Origin of the sequence: Stappia sp. (assembly GCF_040110915.1) — a bacterium.
Taxonomy (GTDB): Bacteria; Pseudomonadota; Alphaproteobacteria; order Rhizobiales; family Stappiaceae; genus Stappia.
In genome coordinates, this window is the sequence record NZ_CP157793.1 from 3,411,256 (window position 1) to 3,429,630 (window position 18,375).

Sequence of the window (18,375 nt, forward strand, 5' to 3'; positions counted from 1 at the left end):
GGGGAAGCCTGCGGGCCTTTCGCGCACCGTCCCGGATCGCTGTCGCTTTTGGTCAGCGTATCTGCCGCCAGCGACGCGCGAAAGGCAAGATCGGCGGCGTAAGACATTCGGCGGATGGGGGAGTTGCGTAGGCAGATCGTCGGGAGGCTTCGCGGGAAACCGCGGCTGCGCAGGCCGTCCCGGGCGCGCGCTCCGCAGGCGGGCTCGACGCGGCCGCGCGACGGCCCTAAACAGAAAGCCATGCGGCGCATCGTGCCGCCGCACCCGCCCGCGCCGCCGTGCCAACACCTCTTTGCCAACCGCCCGCGCCTCTTGCCAAGAGAAAGCCCTGCCGTGCTTCCGATCGCCGATCCGGTCTTCTATGCCTTCGCCGTTCCGGCCGTGCTCGTGGTCGGCCTTGCCAAGGGCGGTTTCGCGGGGCCTCTGGGGCTGCTCGGCGTGCCGCTGATGGCGCTGGTGATCCCCCCGGTTCAGGCGGCCGCCATCATGTTGCCGATCCTGATCGCGATGGACATGGCCGGGCTTGCCGCCTATCGCAAGAGCTTCGACACGAAGAGCCTCGCGATCCTTCTGCCCGGCGCGCTGGTGGGGATCGGGATCGGCTATCTCACCGCCGCGCAGGTGTCGGACGCCCATGTGCGGCTGCTGGTCGGTCTGGTCGCGATCCTCTTCGCGGCGAACGCCGCCCTCGGCGGCGCCTTCCACGGCGCGCCGCGCCCGCACCGACCCTGGGCCGGGCGCTTCTGGGGCGCGATATCCGGCTTCACCAGTTTCGTCAGCCATGCCGGCGGGCCGCCGTTCCAGTTCTACATGCTGCCGCTCCGGCTCGATCCGGTACGTTTCGCCGGCACGGCCGTCGTCTTTTTCACCACCGTCAACGCGGTGAAACTCGTGCCCTACACCGCGCTCGGCCAGTTCGACACGCGCAACCTCGCCACTTCCGCCGTGCTGCTGCCGCTCGCCCCGCTCGCCACCTTCGCCGGCGTGTGGCTGGTGAAACACGTCGACGCCTCCGTCTTCTACAAGATCACCTATGCCGCCGTCGGGCTGATCGGGCTGAAACTCCTGTGGGACGGGGTCGCCGGCATCCTGGCGTGAGCGGGTCGCGGTTCGCCGCGCCGCCGGGCGATCCGGGCATTGATCGCCTGCGGCTTTGCCGCTTTGATGGTGCGCCGCCGCGCGGCGCACCCGTTGACACTGGAGGACCTCATGGCCGAGACCGGCAGCCCCTACATGCGCGATCTGGACAAGACGCAGGCCAACTACACGCCCCTGTCGCCGTTGAGCTTCCTGGCGCGGGCGGCGAGCGTCTTTCCCGAACACACGGCGATCGTGCACGGCCGCCAGCGCACCTCCTACGCGGACTTCTACGCCCGCAGCCGGCGACTCGCCTCCGCGCTGCGCCAGCGCGGCATCGGCAAGAACGACACGGTGACGGTGATGCTCTCCAACACCCCGCCGATGCTCGAGGCCCACTACGGCGTGCCCATGGCCGGCGCCGTGCTGCATTCGCTCAACACACGGCTCGACGCGGCGATCATCGCCTTCCAGCTCGACCACGCCGAAAGCAAGGTGGTGATCACCGACCGCGAATATGCCTCCGTCATGAAGGAAGCGCTGGCGCTGGCCAGCGTCGATCCGCTCGTCGTCGACTATGACGATCCCGAGTTTGCCCAGGACGGCGCGCGGCTCGGCACGCTCGACTACGAGGCCCTCCTGGCCGAGGGCGATCCGGAGTTCGCCTGGGCCCTGCCGGAGGACGAGTGGGACGCGATCTCGCTGAATTACACCTCGGGCACCACCGGAAACCCCAAGGGCGTGGTCTACCACCATCGCGGCGCCTATCTGCTGGCGCAGGCCAACATTCTCACCGCCTCCATGGGCAAGCATCCCGTCTATCTGTGGACGCTGCCGATGTTCCACTGCAACGGCTGGTGCTTTCCCTGGTCGCTGTCGGTGGTCGCGGGCACCCATGTCTGCCTGCGCTGGGTGCGCCAGAAGCCGATCTGGGACGCGCTCGCCGACGAGGGCGTCACCCATCTGTGCGGCGCGCCGGTGGTCATGTCGACGATCCTCAACACGCCCGACGCCGACAAGCGCGACCTCGCGGGCCGCGCGGTCGAGTTCTTCACCGCCGCCGCGCCGCCGCCCGAGGCGGTGCTCGCCGCGATGAAGGACGCGGGCTTCAACGTCACCCATCTCTACGGGCTGACGGAGGTCTATGGCCCCGCCGTCGTCAACGAATGGAAGGCGGACTGGGACGGGCTGGCCGGTGCCGACCAGGCCGCCCTCAAGGCGCGTCAGGGCGTGCGCTATGTGGCGCTCGACGGGCTCACCGTGATGGACCCCGAGACCATGACGCCGGTGCCGGCCGACGGGGAGACGCTCGGCGAGGTCATGTTCCGCGGCAACGTGGTGATGAAGGGCTATCTGAAGAACCCGGACGCGACGGCCAAGGCCTTCGCCGGCGGCTGGTTCCATTCCGGCGATCTCGGCGTGCTGCACCCCGACGGCTACATCCAGCTCAAGGACCGCTCCAAGGACATAATCATCTCCGGCGGCGAGAACATCTCCTCCATCGAGGTGGAGGATGTGCTGTTCAAGCACCCGGACGTGATCGCCGCCGCCGTCGTCGCCAAGCCGGACGACAAGTGGGGCGAAACGCCCTGCGCCTTCGTCGAGACGCGGGCAGGCACCGCGGTGAGCGCGGACGATCTGATCGCCTTCTGCCGCGAGCGCCTCGCCCACTTCAAGGCCCCGCGCCATGTGGTCTTCACCGACCTGCCCAAGACCTCCACGGGGAAGATCCAGAAGTTCGTCCTGCGCGAGCGCGCCCGGGAGATGTGAGCGCGCAAGGCGCGCGGGCATGAAACGACGAAAGCCGCGGCAGGGGCCGCGGCTTTCATGTGTCGGGTTCCGACTGTCGTGTCGAACTGTCGTCTCAAGCAGTGCGGATCATGGCAGGGCCGCGCATGTCGCTGACGGCCGTGTCGATCCGCGCCGGGCTCCGTATACCGGATCCCGCAGAATCGGATCTCAGTGTACGGTTTCGGACGTTCTCAGCCGTTCGATCTCGTCCTTGAGCTGAAGTTTCTGACGCTTGAGGGAGGCGATTTCAAGCGAGTCCGCGCTGGGGTGACGCCGGGCGTCTTCCAGCTTGCGCTCCAGGTCCGAGTGGCGTTTCTGCAACTCGACGAGATGCGACTGAAGGGACATGGATAACCTCCTTGCCTATGCGCTTTCGACAACAGGAGTGTGACACACAGCCCCCCGCCTGTCGAACGATTCCGACCGGAATCGACCGCCCGAAACCGGCGGATTTCCGCGAAAACACCCCCATGCGACGGTGTGTCCGGGCGCGCCCTGCACGCTCTGCACGAGATCCCGGGCGGTCGCCTCTTGCCCCCTACCGTTTCGCCGCCCCGCGCGGTATCCTCGCCGGGCAGCGATGGACCGGGGGCCGTACGTCCCGGGCGCGGCATAAGGAGCAGGGAATGGATTCCGGACTGAACGGCGGCGACGACGAGAAAGCCGTTCGCATGGAACTGGCGCGGCTGCGCCAGGAGCACCGCGATCTCGATAGCGCAATCGATGCCATGAGCGAGTCCGGCCGCGCGGACGCCTTGCAGATCCAGCGCCTCAAGAAGAAGAAGCTCGCGCTCAAGGACCGGATCGCGACGCTGGAGGACAAGCTGCTTCCCGATATCATCGCCTGACGCCTGTGCCCGACGCCATGGCCCGACGGGATCACCCGGTAGTATGGTGCGCTATCCGCGCCGGACAGCGGCCGCCGCGGTTGCGCCGGCGGGCAGGCCGCCTATAGTGCATCCCCTTCCGGCGGCCCACCCCGTGGTGGCCGCTTCCCTCGTTCCCAGGCGCAAGGACCCCTGAGGCGCATGACCACCGACACGCCGCTTGTGGCGATCATCATGGGCAGTCAGTCCGACTGGCCCACCATGAAACACGCTGCCGACACGCTGGCGGCGCTGGAGATCGCGCATGAGGCGCGCATCGTCTCCGCGCATCGCACGCCCGAGCGGCTCTACGATTTCGCCAGGGGCGCGCGCGATGCGGGCGTCAAGGTGGTGATCGCCGGCGCCGGCGGCGCGGCGCATCTGCCCGGCATGACCGCCTCCATGACGCCGCTGCCGGTCTTCGGCGTGCCGATCGAGTCGCGCACCCTCAAGGGCGAGGACAGCCTGCTGTCGATCGTGCAGATGCCGGCCGGCATCCCCGTCGGCACGCTGGCCATCGGGCGGGCCGGGGCGGTCAACGCCGCGCTGATGGCGGCGGCCGTTCTGGCGCTGAACGATCCCGCCCTTGCCGACCGGCTCGACGCCTGGCGCGCGCGCCAGAGCGCGGCGGTCGCCGAGCGCCCCGTCGACGAGGCCTGACCGCCCGCGACCCGGCCAAGACCTTTCGCGGCGCAGGCGACCGGCGCCGCAGCCCCCGAGCAGCCCCCAGACGACCGCCACGAGACCCGCCACGAGACCCGCCACGAGACCCGCATGACCCGCTCCCGCGACTTCACCCCGCTCGTTCCGGGCGAGACGATCGGCATTCTCGGCGGCGGCCAGCTCGGCCGCATGCTGGCGCTCGCCGCCGCCCCGCTCGGTCTCAAGACGCATGTCTTCTGCCCCGATCCGGCAAGCCCCGCCTTCGAGGTCGCGGCCGCGCGCACCGTCGCGGCCTACGACGACACGGCCGCGCTCGACGCCTTCGCGGCCGCCGTCGATGTGGTTACCTACGAATTCGAGAACGTGCCCGGTCCGACCGCCGCCCATCTGGCCGAACGGGTCGCGGTGCATCCCGGGCCGGGCGCGCTCGCCGTCGCGCAGGATCGGCTCGACGAAAAGACCTTCCTGCGCGAGGCCGGTGTGCCGATCGCCGACTTCCGGCGCATCGACGCCGAGGCGGACCTGGCGCCGGCGCTCGCCGATCTCGGCGGAGCGGGCGTCCTGAAGACGCGCCGCATGGGCTACGACGGCAAGGGGCAGACGATGCTGCGCTCCGTCGCCGACGCGGAGGGGGCCTTCACGCGTCTGGGCGGCGTGCCGGCGATCCTGGAAGCCTTCGTGCCCTTCGAACGCGAGGTGTCGGTGATCGCCGCACGCGGCGTCGACGGAACCTTGCGCGCCTATGACGTGGCCGAGAATGTCCACCGCGACCACATCCTCAAGACCTCCACCGTGCCGGCGACCCTCGACGCGGATACGGCGGCTGAGGCCCGTATGCTCGCCGAACGCATCGCCGACCGGCTCGACTATGTCGGGGTGATCGGGGTCGAAATGTTCGTGTTGCCGGAAGGCGGGGAGACCCGGCTGCTGGTCAACGAGATCGCGCCTCGGGTGCACAATTCCGGCCACTGGACCCAGGACGCCTGCCTTGTGTCGCAATTCGAGCAGCACATGCGCGCCGTCGCCGGCTGGCCGCTCGGCAGCGCGGAGCGCCATTGCGACGTGGTCATGGAAAACCTGATCGGTGCGGAGGCCGGGCGTTGGGCCGAGATCCTCGCCGACCCCGACGCCGCGTTGCATCTCTACGGCAAGGCCGAGACGCGCCCGGGCCGCAAGATGGGCCACGTCAACCGGATCCGCCCCTTGCGCGCGTGATCCTCGCGCGCCCGAACTGCCTGCGCCGTAGCCAACCCGGCCAATGGCAAGATCAGATCAGCCCGATTCGCTCGCGCAACGCGAAGCGCCAGATGGCGATCACCGCGACGAAGGCAAGCCCGATCGCCAGTCCCCACCAGATGCCGATACCGCCGAGCCCGAGCGGGAAGGCCAACAGGTAGGCCCCGCCTGCCCCCACGACCCAGTAGCCGAACACGCAGATGATCATCGGCACCTTGGTGTCGGCGAGCCCGCGCAGCAGACTGCCGCCCACGACCTGCGCCCCGTCGAAGATCTGAAACAGCGCCGCGACGAACAGGAAGGTCACGCCGATTGCCAGCACCTCGTCCGCCTGCGGATTGTCGAGATCGAGGAACAGGCGCACCAGCGGCTCCGGCGACACCCAGAAAACGATGGCGCAAGCGCCCATGAAGGCGAGCGAGACAGCGATCGCCGTCCAGCCGGCGCGCCCGACGCCGGCCCGGTCACCCCGGCCCGCCGCCAGTCCGACGCGGATCATGCCCGCCTGCCCCAGCCCGAGCGGCACCATGAAGGTGATCGAGGCAAGCTGGGTCGCAATCCCGTGCGCGGCAAGCGGCACGGTGCCGACCCAGCCCATCATCACCGCCGAGCCGGAAAACAGCGCCACCTCGGTCAGGAGCGTCACCGCGATCGGCCAGCCGAGCCGCAGGATCTCGAAGAACTTCGGCCAGTCGCTGCGCCAGATGCGCCCGAAGACCGCATAGCGGCGCAGCTGACGCTGCCGCAGCACATAGATCACCAGCAGCAGCAGCGTGAAGGTCGAGGTCACCACCGAGGCAACGCCGGCGCCGATCAGCTCGAGCCGCGGAAAGCCGAAATTGCCGAAGATCAGCAGATAGTTGACGATGACATTGAGCACCACGCCGGCGACGGTCGCCCACAGCACGACCTGCGCCTTTTCCAGCACGGTGATGAAGTTGCGCAGGGCCATGATCAGCAGCGAGGGCAGCGCGGCGAACATCAGCACCCGCGCATAGCCGCCGGCAAGGCGCGCCACCTCCGCCTCCTGGCCAAGCGCCAGCAGGATCGCCTCGGTGAACCACAACAGCCCCCAGGTCGGGATCATGTAAAGCGCCACGAACCAGAAGCCCATGCGCACCGCCCGGCGCAGATCGCGCGGCCGCCGCTCGCCCCGCGCCCGCGCCGCGAGCGGGATCACCGCCTGCAGCACGCCCACGCCGAACAGCCACACCAGAATATAGAAGTTGAACGCCAGAACGGCCGCCGCCAGTTCCACCGCACCGAGCCAGCCGATCATCAACACGTCGGTGGTGTTGATGGCGATCTGCGCGACCTGCGCGCCGGCGATGGGCACGCCGAGGCGCAGGCTCTGCGCCACCTCCGCGCGCCATGGGGCGGCGGGCGTCTGATCCGCGTGCGGTCGGGCGGACGTCGTGGTCATGTCGGGCTCCGGATTGCACCGGACAATCAAGGAACGCGAGAGGGGAACAATCCGCGCGACCCGGTGCCCGTCACTGGTAGCCGCGCCCCATGCGCCTGTCCAGAGACCGGATCCGCAATTTGCGCGCAAGAGCTGCGGATCGCGCCGGTTTTCGCGCGCCACACCGTAATTCTATCAGTGGACAAGGCGCAGCACCTCTGGTAACACCACGCCCTGATCAGCGACGTGAAAGCGGCGGCCAGGCGTCTTGTGCAAGGCTCGCTCTCGGGTTCGTTCGTGGATCGCCCTTGTCGGGACGGTCCGCCGAAATCCGTTGTCGCTCCCGAGTCAGACTAGCGACGTCATACCGGTTTGGATCCGGCGCACAGGGGCGCAAACCCCCTTGGCGCAAGAACGATGGGAAAGAACGCGTGCAGGTTTTGGTCCGCGACAACAATGTCGATCAGGCGCTCAAGGCGCTGAAGAAGAAAATGCAGCGCGAAGGCATCTTTCGCGAGATGAAGCTCCGCGGTCACTACGAAAAGCCGTCGGAGAAGAAGGCCCGCGAAAAGGCCGAAGCCGTGCGCCGCGCGCGCAAGCTGGCCCGCAAGCGCGCCCAGCGCGAAGGCCTGCTGCCGGGCAAGTCCGCACGTCGCTGACCTTACGGTCCGGCCATCGCCGGACCTTAGGCTTTCGCGACACGTGCCGGTCCGGCTCCGATGCCCTCCCGGTTTCGCATGTCGGCTACGGCCATTGGCGCGAACACCGGCCGCGCGCCGTCCGCCGGGGCACTGCCCGCAGAGGGCCGCATCCACGGAGCCGCGTCGCTGTCGACCCGTCCGCCCGGGACACCTCGGCGCGGACATGCCGGCAGAAACTCGCCGGCCGGGTCCTCCGGGAGCACGCGCAACGACCCGATTTTGCCGCAAAGTGCGGGTGAGATCTTCCGGAGGTGAGTCGCAACCGCCCTGCGACCGCCGTGAACGGGTCCGGTCGACGGCGTTCGGGGGACGCGTTCCGCGACATCAGGCATCCGCCTGTCGGCGGAGGGAACCGCGAACAGACGGGAAACGGCCATGCACCATGCGGATCGTCGCAGTCAGGACCGGCGCAACCGGGGGCGGGCCGCCGGCTTGCTGAGTGGCCTGCTGCTGAGTTCGTCCCTGATGCTCGGTGCCTGTCAGACCGCCGGCGTGTCCGGAGTTTCGGTCGATCGCTCTCCCGGCACCGCCGCCAACATCGATTCGCTCAATAGGGTGATCGAGAACAATCCGCGCGACGCGAGCGCCTACAACACGCGCGGCGTCGCCTACGGACAGGCCGGACGCCTCGATGCGGCCATCGAGGACTTCAATACCGCTCTGCGACTCGCTCCGGATTCCCATCAGGCCTATGCCAACCGCGCGCTGGTGCAGCGCCGCAAGGGCAATCTGACGGCGGCGATCTCCGACTACACCAACGCCATCCGTCTGCAGCCGGACTACGACGCCGCCCTCGTCGGGCGCGGCAACGCCTATATGGAAACCGGCCGCTACGACGCCGCGCTCGCGGATTTCGACCGTGCGATCGCGGTCGATTCGAGCAACGCGCGCGCCTTCTTCAGCCGTGGCCTCATCCATCAGGAGCAGCGCCGGCACGAGGCGGCGGTCGAGGATTTCGCCACCGCGATCGGCCTCGATCCCAACGCCCCCGCGCCCTACATCTCGCGTGGCCTGTCCTATCTCGCGCTCAACGATCCGAAGGCTGCCCTGTCCGACTTCACCGACGCGATCACGCGCGACAAGCGCTCGTCCGTCGCCTGGGCCAATCGCGGCCTGGCGCTCGAGGTCCTCGGCGAGACGTCCGACGCCCGACGCGCCTACAACCGCGCGCTCGGCCTCGACGCCTCCAATGCCATCGCCCGCGACGGGATCGGCCGGCTTGACCGGGGCGACGGCGGCCTGGCGATGACGACGCCGAGCTGAAGCGCGCAACACGTCTCGATCCGACGACACGCACGCGCCATCGAACGGCTTCCAGCTGAACAGGCACGCCCTGTCCCTCACGCCGTTCCCCGCGAACCGTCCCGAAATCACAGCCCGGCCGCGGGCGCTCCCCGGCGTTTCGCGCCGGCGTCGGCCCATGCCGTCCGCCTGGGATCGGTCTCGCCTCGCCGCGCAGCGTGTTCCCGCGGCGCCCCGGCCCACCGAGGCCCGCCGGGGCGTGCGCAAGCGGAGCAAACGCCCGGTGCCGCCTTGCCGCACAGGATCCCGCCGCGACAGACGACAGTCGGCCGCGCGGGAGGACCGGACCGATACCGGCACAAGGCGGCACGAGGTCCCTCCCGTGGCTCCGGTCAGCGGCTGCGTTTCAGGGTCCGTTGCGGGTTCGCCGAGAACCGCGCAGGCTTTCGCCCGTCATCTGCAAGTGCCACGGGACAGAGGCCGCCTCAGCGCAGGGCGACCACCGGCAGGAGCACCACGGCCGCGCCCTCGAAGCGGTCGGCGCGCGGCGCGCCGGCCATGTCATCCGCGAAGCGGTTGGCGAAGACGCGCCCGCGCGGGGTCAGCAGGAACTCGAGCTGACGCTGATTGGGGTGCGAAAGTGTGGCGAAGCGCCGCGTCCGGGTCGTCACGCGTCCCGAAATCAGGTCCGGGTTGGAGCGATCCGGCAGGGCCGCGAAGCGGGCCAGCGGATCGTCGAGGACCGCCGGCGGCAAGCGTCCCGCCACGGAGGCCCCCGACGCCGAAGACGACGGTGCGGAGGCCGGCGCGGCGGCCCGGCGCTTGGGCACCGCGACCGTGTCCGCCGGTCCGGCGACGGAGGCGGTGACAGCCGGCGCATAGGCAAGCGTCGCCGCCGTCAGCTCCTGCGGCTTGCGCAGCGGCTGGCCTGCCCCGGTGGCGGCGGCGATGGCCGATACACCGTCATTCGGCGCGGCGCGCGGAACGGCGTCGGCGGCCGCGAGCGCGAGTTTGGCCTGCAATTCCTGGGGTTTTTGCGCAGGCGGCGCTGCGGCGACAACCACGGGCGCCTCGCCGACCGGCGCCGGCGGCACCGGCACGGCCGGCTGGCCTTCGGCCAGACGCCGCGCCTGATCGTCAAGCGTGCCGGGCGCGACGGCGCCATCCGTCGCACGCGCGACGATGGCCGCAAAGCCGGCCGGCTTGGACGGCGGAACCACGCGGGCGACGACGATCGGATCCTGCTCAGGCTCGGATGCGGGCTCCTCGGCGACGGGCTCCGGCGCCGCCGGCGGGACGGGCGGCGGTGTCTGCGCGGTGGCGGTGGCGCGGGCCGGCTCGGAGCGCACCGGTGCCGGCGGGGTGGGCGCGGACGCAGCCGCATCGTCGTCGCCTCCGGTGAAGATCCGCGCGATCAGGCCCGGCCCATCGGAGGTACCGGCGGAAGCGGCCGTGGGCGGCGTGGCGATGCGCCGACCGGTATCGCCGAGGTCGGTTGAGTTGCGGCGCGGCAGCGACGACGCGGAGGGCGCGCTTGCCACCTGCGTGGTGGCGGGCCGCGACCCGCCGCTCTTCTGCCGGGCGAGCGCCTCGGCGTACCGCGGCATCTTCTTGCCGTCGGACGGCACATGGATCGTGTCGCCGCGCGGGAAAACCTTGGCGAGCTGCCGACGGGTCATGCGCGGCCAGTGGCGCACGCGGCCGGTGTCGAGATGGACGAAGGGCGTGCGGGAACTGGGATAGTAGCCGACGCCGCCGACCTCCTTGCGCAGGCCCAGCGCACGCAGCTCGGAGGCATTCACACCCGGAATGTAGAAATCCATCGCGCGGCCGCGCGTGTGCATGCTCGACTTGGCGACCCCGCTCGAGCGGCGGCGCAGCATGTTGTTTGTGGCCGGCGAGCGATAGCCCGACACGACGTGGATCGGCTTGTTCGTGCCCGCCTTCTGGTACACCTCCCAGACGAGGTCGAACAGGGCGGGGTCCATCTTGGTGATCTCGTTGCGACGCCAGTCGCGCAGGAAGCGGTTCAACTCGCGCAGACCCGAGGAGAGATAGCGGCCGTTCTTCTTGAACGTGATCTCGACGCGCTCGTGCGTGTGCGTGTTGTAGAGCTTCAGCGTCCGCGTTTCCGCACGGGCCGGAGCCGCGGCGGCAACGGCAAGAACGACGGCGGCAAGCACGGTCAGTGCAAGCGCTCGGACGTGGCGTTGCAGCCGGGAGATCGGTGCCTCGGGCAATTTCAGTCTCGCTAGTTTGCCGGCGGGGTCGCCGAACACCCGCCCCCCAAATGGGCTTGTGTAAGCGGCCGAAGTTAAGAAGCCTTTACCGTATTCGGAAATGAGCGCAAATCGTGGCAAATGCGCATCACTTTTGAAAAAATTTATCGATCGGCCCGGCGCGGCCCTTGCGGACACGGCATGACCACATTCGACGCAAGGCAGAAACGTCAGCGATAGAGATCGTTGGAACCGCGCTGCCGCAGGCGGAAGGTTCGCGCCCGCTGCTCGCGCACGTTCAGCACCTCGCGCGTGTCGGCCGCCGCCGTTGCCGCCGGGCGCGCGGGGCTGCGCGTGCGCTGGACGGGCGCGGCCACGGCAAAGCGCTGCCACTCCTGCCAGCCCTCGATCTCCAGCGCCTTGGTCAGCCGCGCGTTGTGCCCGTAGATGTCGGGCCGGCGCTGCAGCTTGCCGGCCGCATCCACATGGGCGGTGAAATACGTCAGATGCACCGGCACCGGACGCTCCAGGTTCACCCGCCGCTCGTTGGGACCGAACAGCCGCTGGAGCGCCGCCTTGTCCCACTGCGGGTCGAGCTGCAGCAGCGCGTCGGCGAAGTCGAACGGATCCTGCACACGCACGCAGCCGTGCGAAAAGGCACGGCTCGAGCGGCCGAACAGGCTCTTCGACGGCGTGTCGTGCAGATAGACCGAGTGGCGGTTGGGGAACATGAACTTGATCTTGCCGAGCGCGTTGCCGGCGCCGGGCCGCTGGCGGATGCGCACCGAGCGCAGGTTCACCGACTGCCAGTCGACCGACGCCGGACTGACGACGCGCCCGCCGGCCAGCACCTCGTAGTTGCGCCGCGCCATATATCCGGTTGGATTGGCCTGGATCGAGGGAAGCAGCTCCTGCGAGGCGATCGAATAGGGCACGTTCCAGTAGGGATTGACGATCAGATGGTCGATCTCGTCGGAGAACACCGGCGTCTGGTTGGACGGCTTGCCCACCACCACGCGCGTTTCGTGCACCACCTCCCCGTCGCGCAGGATGCGCACCTTGAACTCGGGAATGTTCACCTTGACGTGGAAGGCGCCCAGGTCGCGCGGCAGCCAGCGCCAGCGCTCCATGTTGGCGACGATGTCCGACACCGCCATCCCGTCATCGGCAACCGCATTGAGCGCCAGCAGGGTGCGCGGCCCGACGATGCCGTCGGCATGCAGCCCGTTTTCCGTCTGGAAGGCAAGCACCGCCTCCTTGAGCGCGGCATCGAACAACTCCGGATCGACCGTGTCCGCCTGAGGACCGGCCGCCGTGTCGGCAGCAGCCGGGTCCGCAGCCGCCTCGACCGCAGTTGCCTCGGCGGCCTCTTCTGCCGCCGTCGCGTCGTCAGCCGGTGTTTCGGCGGCGGAGGTCTCTGTTTCGCCGGCGTGGACCGCATCGGCGTCCGCAGCCGCGATCCGGGGCGAGCCATCCGCCGGGTCCGTCGCGTTCACCGGATCCGGCGTGTCCGGCGTCAGGCCGAGCCGATCGCGCAGGATGGCGACGCGCGCGTCGCGCACCCCCTCCTTCAGGATCTTGCCGCCCGGCACCACCGGCGGCTTGTCCGCCTGCGCGCCGGGGCGGGTCAGCTCCGCAAGCTTGGCCCTCAGCGCCTGAAACCCGGCATGCGGCGGATTGAAACCGTCCAGCGCTGCGACCGGGTCCGCGCTCACGGCAAGCCGCGCCAGAACCTGCGCCGGGTCGGGACGCTCCGGCTTGGCGGTGATGTATTTCGACAGGCTCGACGGCGCGATGCGGCCGGCCTGCGCATGGTCGGCATAGGCGACCAGCGCCGCCGAAAGGGCTCGCTCGAAGCGCGCCGCCTTGCGCGCATCGAACCGGCCGACCATGCCCGCGAGATCCTCCGGCAGCGCATAGTCCCGCGGCTTCAGACCGTCGCGCGCGGCCTGCTCGAGCCGCCCGATCAGGCGGTAGGCGGCAAGTGTCGGCGCGCCGTCACGCACCCAGACCGGGTCGAAGGCCCGCGTTTCATAAAAACTTGCAAGCGCCTCGACACGTTCGGGCGTGAGGGTGCCGCGTGCCGCATCCGGATCGTCCCGGCCCGTCCTTTGCGTGAGGAGCGCGCGCAGCTCCGTGTTTTCCAGCGGCGCGGCCGGCGCCGTGGCGGCCGCCGTCTCCGCCGCGTCGGCCTGCGTCGCGGCGAGGGCCGCCGGCATCACGTTCGTCGCGGCCAGCAGGGCGGCGGCGCACAGCAGCGCGCAGCGGCGGCCGGCGCGATGCGGGCGGAACGGAGCGGAGAAGAGGCGCATGACCGACGAATCCTGTTGTTCGGGGCCCCGCACCCGTCGCGGAGCCGCCGTCGAAAGCTAAGCTGCTCATGGTTAACAAGACCCGAGCGCGCCGGCTTTGCAAGTCACGCGCCGGTGAAAGACCCGCTATTCGGCCGCCTCGCGGTCGTCTGTTGCATCGAGGTCATAGTCTTTCAGCTTGCGGTAGAGCGTGGAGCGGCCGATCGACAGACGGCGCGCCACCTCCGTCATGCGCCCGCCGTAGTGCTCGATGGCCGCACGAATCATGTCCGCCTCCACCGCCTCCAGCGAACGGATGTGACCGCGATCGTCGAGACAGCGCAGAAATCCGAAAGGCGCGGGATCGCCCGCGTCGTCATCCTGCGCGGACGCATCCGTCCCGCGCGCCGCGTCGTCGAACAGAGACGCCTCGTCGGGGCTCTCGTCAGGGCTCTCGTCGGGGGCCTCGTCGCGCTCCCGCACCGTCGCGCTCTCCGCTTGCGGCTGTGCCGGGACGGCCGGGCCCGGGATCCCGGGCGAAGGAGCGCTGTGCGGACCGCGCGAGCCCGCTCGTGCCTCCGCGCCGCCGAGACTGGCGACAACCTGCGGAAAATCGTCGACGCTCAGGTGATCGCCCTCGCACAGCACCACCGCGCGGAACACCGCGTTTTCCAGCTGCCGGATGTTGCCCGGCCAGTCGTAGCGCGTCAGAAGCGCGATGGCGTCCGGCGCGACGGAGGTAATGTGCGGCCGCCCCTCCTCCGCCGCGAAACGCGCCAGGAAATGGCGCACGAGGTCGGGAATGTCCTCGCGCCGGTCGCGCAAGGGGGGCAGCCAGATCGGGAAGACGTTGAGGCGGTAGTAGAGATCCTCGCGGAAGCGCCCGTCCTTGACCAGATCGATCAGCCGCCGGTTGGTCGCCGAGATCAGGCGGAAATCGGTCTTCACCGGGCGCTTGGCGCCGATCGGGTCGATCTCCCCCTCCTGCAGGGCGCGCAGCAGCTTCACCTGGATGTCGGGCGACAGCTCGCCCACCTCGTCGAGGAACAGCGTGCCGCCATGGGCTTCCTGAAACTTGCCGACGTGCTTGTCGACGGCGCCGGTGAAGGCGCCCTTCTCGTGACCGAACAGGATCGATTCCACCAGGTGCTCGGGGATCGCGCCGCAATTGACGGTGACGAAGGACCTGGCCCGGCGTTCGCTGGTGCCCTGGATGGCGCGGGCGATCAGTTCCTTGCCCACCCCCGATTCGCCCTCGATGAGGATCGGGATCTGCGAATTGGCCGCCCGCCGGCCGATGCGGATCACCCGCTCCATCGCCTCCGAGCGGGTGACGATGTCGTCGAAGGAGAAGGTCCCGCTGGTCTGCTTGTGGATGCGCGAGATCTCGCCTTCCAGCGCCGACATCTTCATGAAGGTGCGGATCGCCACTTCCAGGCGCTCGGGCGCCACCGGCTTGACCACGAAGTCCTGTGCCCCGGCGCGGATCGCGTTGACCGCCGCATCGATGCCCGCATGCGCCGTCTGGACGATGATCGGGATCGTGGATTTCTTTTCGCGCAGGCGGGCGATCACGCCCATGCCGTCGAGTTCGGGCATGACCAGATCGAGGATCAGCAGGTCGATCTCCGCACCGTCGGGGCCGCAGAGCAGCGCCACCGCCTCCGCGCCGTTCTCGACCGTGCGTGCGCGATAGCCGAAACGGGTGACCGCCGCCTCCAGAAGCCGGCGCTGGACCGGATCGTCGTCGGCGATGAGAATGCGTCCGCTGGGGGGAATCATGCCGGGTCGGGACCTCTTGGCGTTCGACCTGTTTCAATTCGGGTCACGCTAGCCTTGCGGCAGTTAACAAACCGTCCATGTCCCGATGCCCGCCTGGCGGACACGAGGGCCCTTGCGGGACGGGCCACACTGTCCAAGATAGAAGCACGACGACACACGCGCCGACCTTGCGCGCCGCGTTCCCTGCGCCACGGACATTGTCCACACGATTGCCGGAGCCCGAATGACGTATCAAAGCCTCCCTCTCGCCCACCACATCGCCGCGCGCGGACCGGCCCATGCCCCGGCCTCCGCGGGCGCGGCCCCGGACACCGATCTGGGCCCCCTGCCGGAATGGAACCTCGCCGATCTCTATCCCGCCCATGACGCGCCGGCGCTTGCCGAGGATCTGGCGCGCGCGGCCCGCGAGGCCGAGGCCTTCGAGACGCGCTACAAGGGCAAGCTGGAGGAAATGGCGAAACGCTCCGGCGCGGAGCTGGCCGCAGCGATCCGCGAGATGGAGGCGCTCGACGACCTGATGGGACGGATCGGCTCCTTCGCCGGCCTGTTCTACACCGAGGACACCACCGACCCCGTCCGGCAGAAGTTCTACGGCGACATCAACGAGAAGCTGACGACGGCCAGCACGCATCTGCTCTTCTTCACGCTGGAGCTGAACCGCATCGACGACGCGGTGCTCGACGCCGCCGCCGACGATCCGGCGCTCGGCCACTACCGCCCGTGGCTCGACGACATCCGCAAGGCGCGCCCCTATCAGCTCGAGGACCGCATCGAGCAGCTCTTTCACGAAAAGTCGGTGAGCGGCGCCGCCGCCTGGAACCGGCTGTTCGACGAGACGATGGCCGGCCTTCGCTTCGACGTGAAGGGCGAGCGGCTGCCGCTCGAACCGACGCTGACCTTGCTGCAGGACGCGGACGGCGCGACCCGCAGGCAGGCGGCCGAAGCGCTGGGGGCGACCTTCAAGGAGAACCTCTCCACCTTCACGCTGATCACCAACACGCTGGCCAAGGACAAGGAGATCTCCGACCGCTGGCGCGGCTTTGAGGACATCGCCGACAGCCGCCACCTCGCCAACCGGGTGGAACGCGAGGTGGTCGACGCGCTGGTCGCCGCCGTGCGCGATGCCTATCCCAAGCTGTCGCACCGCTACTATGGCATGAAGGCGCGCTGGTTCGGTTCCGATACGCTCGACTACTGGGACCGCAACGCGCCGCTGCCCTTGGCCGACACGCGCAAGATCCCCTGGACGGAGGCCCGCGATCTGGTGCTCGGCGCCTATGGTCGCTTCTCGCCGAAGATGGCCGAGATCGCCGGCGACTTCTTTTCGAAGAACTGGATCGACGCCCCGGCCCGCCCGGGCAAGGCGCCGGGCGCCTTCGCCCATCCCACGGTGCCGAGCGCCCACCCTTACGTGCTGGTGAACTACCAGGGCCGCACCCGCGACGTGATGACGCTCGCGCATGAGCTCGGCCACGGCGTGCATCAGGTGCTGGCCGCGCCGAACGGCGCGCTGATGGCCCCGACCCCGCTGACGCTGGCCGAGACCGCGAGCGTCTTCGGCGAGATGCTGACCTTCAAGACGCTGTTGGCGGAGGCCGAAACGGCGGAGAAACGCAAGATCCTGCTGGCCGGCAAGGTCGAGGACATGCTCAACACGGTGGTGCGCCAGATCGCCTTCTACACCTTCGAGCGCAAGGTGCATGCCGCGCGGCGCGAGGGCGAACTGACCGCCGACCAGCTGTGCGAGCTGTGGATGTCGGTGCAGGGCGAGAGCCTCGGCCCGGCGGTGCGCTTCGGCCCGGGCTACGAGACCTTCTGGACCTACATTCCGCATTTCATCCATTCGCCCTTCTACGTCTATGCCTATGCCTTCGGCGATTGCCTGGTGAACTCGCTCTACGCGGTCTATGAGGACGCGGAAGAGGGCTTCCAGGACAAGTATTTCGCCATGCTGGCGGCCGGCGGCACCAAGCACCATTCGGAGCTGCTGGCGCCCTTCGGGCTCGACGCGACGGACCCCGCCTTCTGGCACAAGGGCCTGTCGGTCATCTCCGGCTTCATCGACGAGATCGACCGTATGGACGGCTGACGGGACGGGGCATGAGCGAAACGCGCGACCGGATCGACATCGCTGCCGAGGGCCCGCCCTTCCGTCACACTCCCTACGACGGATCGGCGCGGCCCTTCACGGTCGGTCTCGCCCCGCTCGATCCGGCGGAGTGGATCGAACCGGACGCACATTTCGCCCGGCACATGGCCGAGAAGGACCGGCTGCTCGCCGGCGGCACCGACGTGCCGGTCTTTCTCGCCGAAGAGGGCACGCAAGACGCCCAGCGCGAGGTGCTGGACATGCTCCTCGCCTATCTGCCGGACCGCTTTCCCGATCTCTATGTGCGCGATGGCGACACGATCCGGCTGACCGCGACGGGGCGCAGCTACCCTGCCGGCGATATCGCGGATGCACCGCTGCTCTTGGCCGCGCGCCTCGTGCAGGAAGATCTCGTCCTGATGCGAAAGGGCGCGGACGGCTACCGGATCGCGGCGGCGGTGCTGTGCTTTCCCTCGTCCTGGTCGCTCGCCGAGAAATTCGGCCGGTCGATGCACGACATCCATACCGCCGTGCCCGGCTTCAACGACGGACGCATGGGCCCGATGGTCGCGCGCATCTTCGACAATCTCGCCGTCGAGCGCCCGTCCTGGCGGCTCAACTGGTCGCTCTATTCCGACGCCGAGCTGCACCACCCGCACCCCAAGACGCTCGACGCCTCCGCCACCGACCCGCACCGGGTGAACGCCGACGCGCTGGAGACGGCGAACGATCCGACCGGCGGCCTGCATGTGCGGGTGGAGCGCCAGACCCTGCGCCGACTGCCCGCGAGCGGCGATATCCTCTTCACCATCAAGGTCCACCACGACCCGGTCGCCGCCTTCGCGGCGCATCCCGACGGCGCGCGGCTCGCCGCCGGTCTGCGCGATCAGCTGCTCGCGCTCGACGCCGATCAGCTCGCCTACAAGGGGCTGACCGGCGCGCGGGACCGGGTCGCGGCCCTTCTGGGCGCGCTGGCCGGATGACCCCGCCGCGCCCCGGAACGCACCGCCGCGACC

14 protein-coding genes are annotated in these 18,375 nt (G+C 69.3%); 9 read left to right on the plus strand and 5 right to left on the minus strand.

The window, feature by feature from the left end; all coding sequences use genetic code 11:
* Nucleotides 1-333 precede the first annotated feature (333 nt).
* Nucleotides 334-1,098 carry a sulfite exporter TauE/SafE family protein gene (locus ABL312_RS15220; RefSeq protein WP_349358251.1) on the plus strand — a complete coding sequence of 255 codons (765 nt, stop codon included), beginning with the start codon at nucleotides 334-336 and terminating at the stop codon, nucleotides 1,096-1,098.
* Nucleotides 1,099-1,209: 111 nt separating this feature from the next.
* Nucleotides 1,210-2,847 (plus strand): acyl-CoA synthetase, encoded by a 1,638-nt coding sequence (locus ABL312_RS15225; RefSeq protein WP_349358252.1) that lies wholly within the window; start codon nucleotides 1,210-1,212, stop codon nucleotides 2,845-2,847.
* A gap of 189 nt (nucleotides 2,848-3,036) precedes the next feature.
* On the opposite strand, the gene ABL312_RS15230 is transcribed toward ABL312_RS15225, so the two are convergent.
* A complete protein-coding gene (locus ABL312_RS15230) occupies nucleotides 3,037-3,216 on the minus strand; it encodes a DUF465 domain-containing protein (protein WP_349358253.1) in 180 nt (59 codons plus the stop codon).
* A gap of 278 nt (nucleotides 3,217-3,494) precedes the next feature.
* Here ABL312_RS15230 and ABL312_RS15235 point away from each other — a divergent pair, with 278 nt between their 5' ends.
* The 3 genes from ABL312_RS15235 to ABL312_RS15245 all read left to right on the plus strand — a co-directional run bounded on the left by ABL312_RS15235 (nucleotide 3,495) and on the right by ABL312_RS15245 (nucleotide 5,612).
* On the plus strand, nucleotides 3,495-3,716 hold the full coding sequence (locus ABL312_RS15235; protein WP_349358254.1) for a DUF465 domain-containing protein: 222 nt from the start codon (nucleotides 3,495-3,497) through the stop codon (nucleotides 3,714-3,716).
* Nucleotides 3,717-3,896: 180 nt separating this feature from the next.
* Nucleotides 3,897-4,394, plus strand: coding sequence for a 5-(carboxyamino)imidazole ribonucleotide mutase (gene purE, locus ABL312_RS15240; RefSeq protein ID WP_349358255.1), 498 nt, complete (start codon nucleotides 3,897-3,899; stop codon nucleotides 4,392-4,394).
* Between the two features lie 114 nt (nucleotides 4,395-4,508).
* Nucleotides 4,509-5,612 (plus strand): 5-(carboxyamino)imidazole ribonucleotide synthase, encoded by a 1,104-nt coding sequence (locus ABL312_RS15245; protein WP_349358256.1) that lies wholly within the window; start codon nucleotides 4,509-4,511, stop codon nucleotides 5,610-5,612.
* Between the two features lie 52 nt (nucleotides 5,613-5,664).
* Here the strand turns inward: ABL312_RS15245 and ABL312_RS15250 are convergent, their stop codons facing one another.
* The gene (locus ABL312_RS15250) at nucleotides 5,665-7,056 is read right to left on the minus strand and encodes an MATE family efflux transporter (RefSeq protein ID WP_349358257.1); all 1,392 of its coding nucleotides are present in this window, start codon (nucleotides 7,054-7,056) and stop codon (nucleotides 5,665-5,667) included.
* A gap of 410 nt (nucleotides 7,057-7,466) precedes the next feature.
* Here ABL312_RS15250 and rpsU point away from each other — a divergent pair, with 410 nt between their 5' ends.
* Nucleotides 7,467-7,694 carry a 30S ribosomal protein S21 gene (gene rpsU / locus ABL312_RS15255; protein WP_349358258.1) on the plus strand — a complete coding sequence of 76 codons (228 nt, stop codon included), beginning with the start codon at nucleotides 7,467-7,469 and terminating at the stop codon, nucleotides 7,692-7,694.
* A 417-nt stretch (nucleotides 7,695-8,111) separates the two neighbouring features.
* Nucleotides 8,112-8,999: a tetratricopeptide repeat protein gene (locus ABL312_RS15260; protein ID WP_349358259.1), complete on the plus strand. Its 888-nt coding sequence runs from the start codon at nucleotides 8,112-8,114 to the stop codon at nucleotides 8,997-8,999.
* 464 nt (nucleotides 9,000-9,463) lie between these two features.
* Here ABL312_RS15260 and ABL312_RS15265 read toward each other — a convergent pair whose 3' ends face one another.
* From ABL312_RS15265 to ABL312_RS15275, 3 genes are all read right to left on the minus strand, one after another.
* Nucleotides 9,464-11,395 carry a DUF882 domain-containing protein gene (locus ABL312_RS15265; RefSeq protein WP_349358260.1) on the minus strand — a complete coding sequence of 644 codons (1,932 nt, stop codon included), beginning with the start codon at nucleotides 11,393-11,395 and terminating at the stop codon, nucleotides 9,464-9,466.
* Nucleotides 11,396-11,427: 32 nt separating this feature from the next.
* Entirely contained in the window at nucleotides 11,428-13,509 is a 2,082-nt protein-coding gene (locus ABL312_RS15270) for a L,D-transpeptidase family protein (protein WP_349358261.1), read from the minus strand.
* A gap of 126 nt (nucleotides 13,510-13,635) precedes the next feature.
* A complete protein-coding gene (locus ABL312_RS15275; protein WP_349358262.1) occupies nucleotides 13,636-15,270 on the minus strand; it encodes a sigma-54 dependent transcriptional regulator in 1,635 nt (544 codons plus the stop codon).
* A 223-nt stretch (nucleotides 15,271-15,493) separates the two neighbouring features.
* Here ABL312_RS15275 and ABL312_RS15280 point away from each other — a divergent pair, with 223 nt between their 5' ends.
* Both ABL312_RS15280 and ABL312_RS15285 read left to right on the plus strand, forming a co-directional pair.
* Entirely contained in the window at nucleotides 15,494-17,359 is a 1,866-nt protein-coding gene (locus ABL312_RS15280) for a M3 family oligoendopeptidase (protein WP_349358263.1), read from the plus strand.
* A gap of 11 nt (nucleotides 17,360-17,370) precedes the next feature.
* Nucleotides 17,371-18,342 carry a DUF3445 domain-containing protein gene (locus ABL312_RS15285; protein WP_349358264.1) on the plus strand — a complete coding sequence of 324 codons (972 nt, stop codon included), beginning with the start codon at nucleotides 17,371-17,373 and terminating at the stop codon, nucleotides 18,340-18,342.
* The last annotated feature ends 33 nt before the right edge of the window (nucleotides 18,343-18,375 follow it).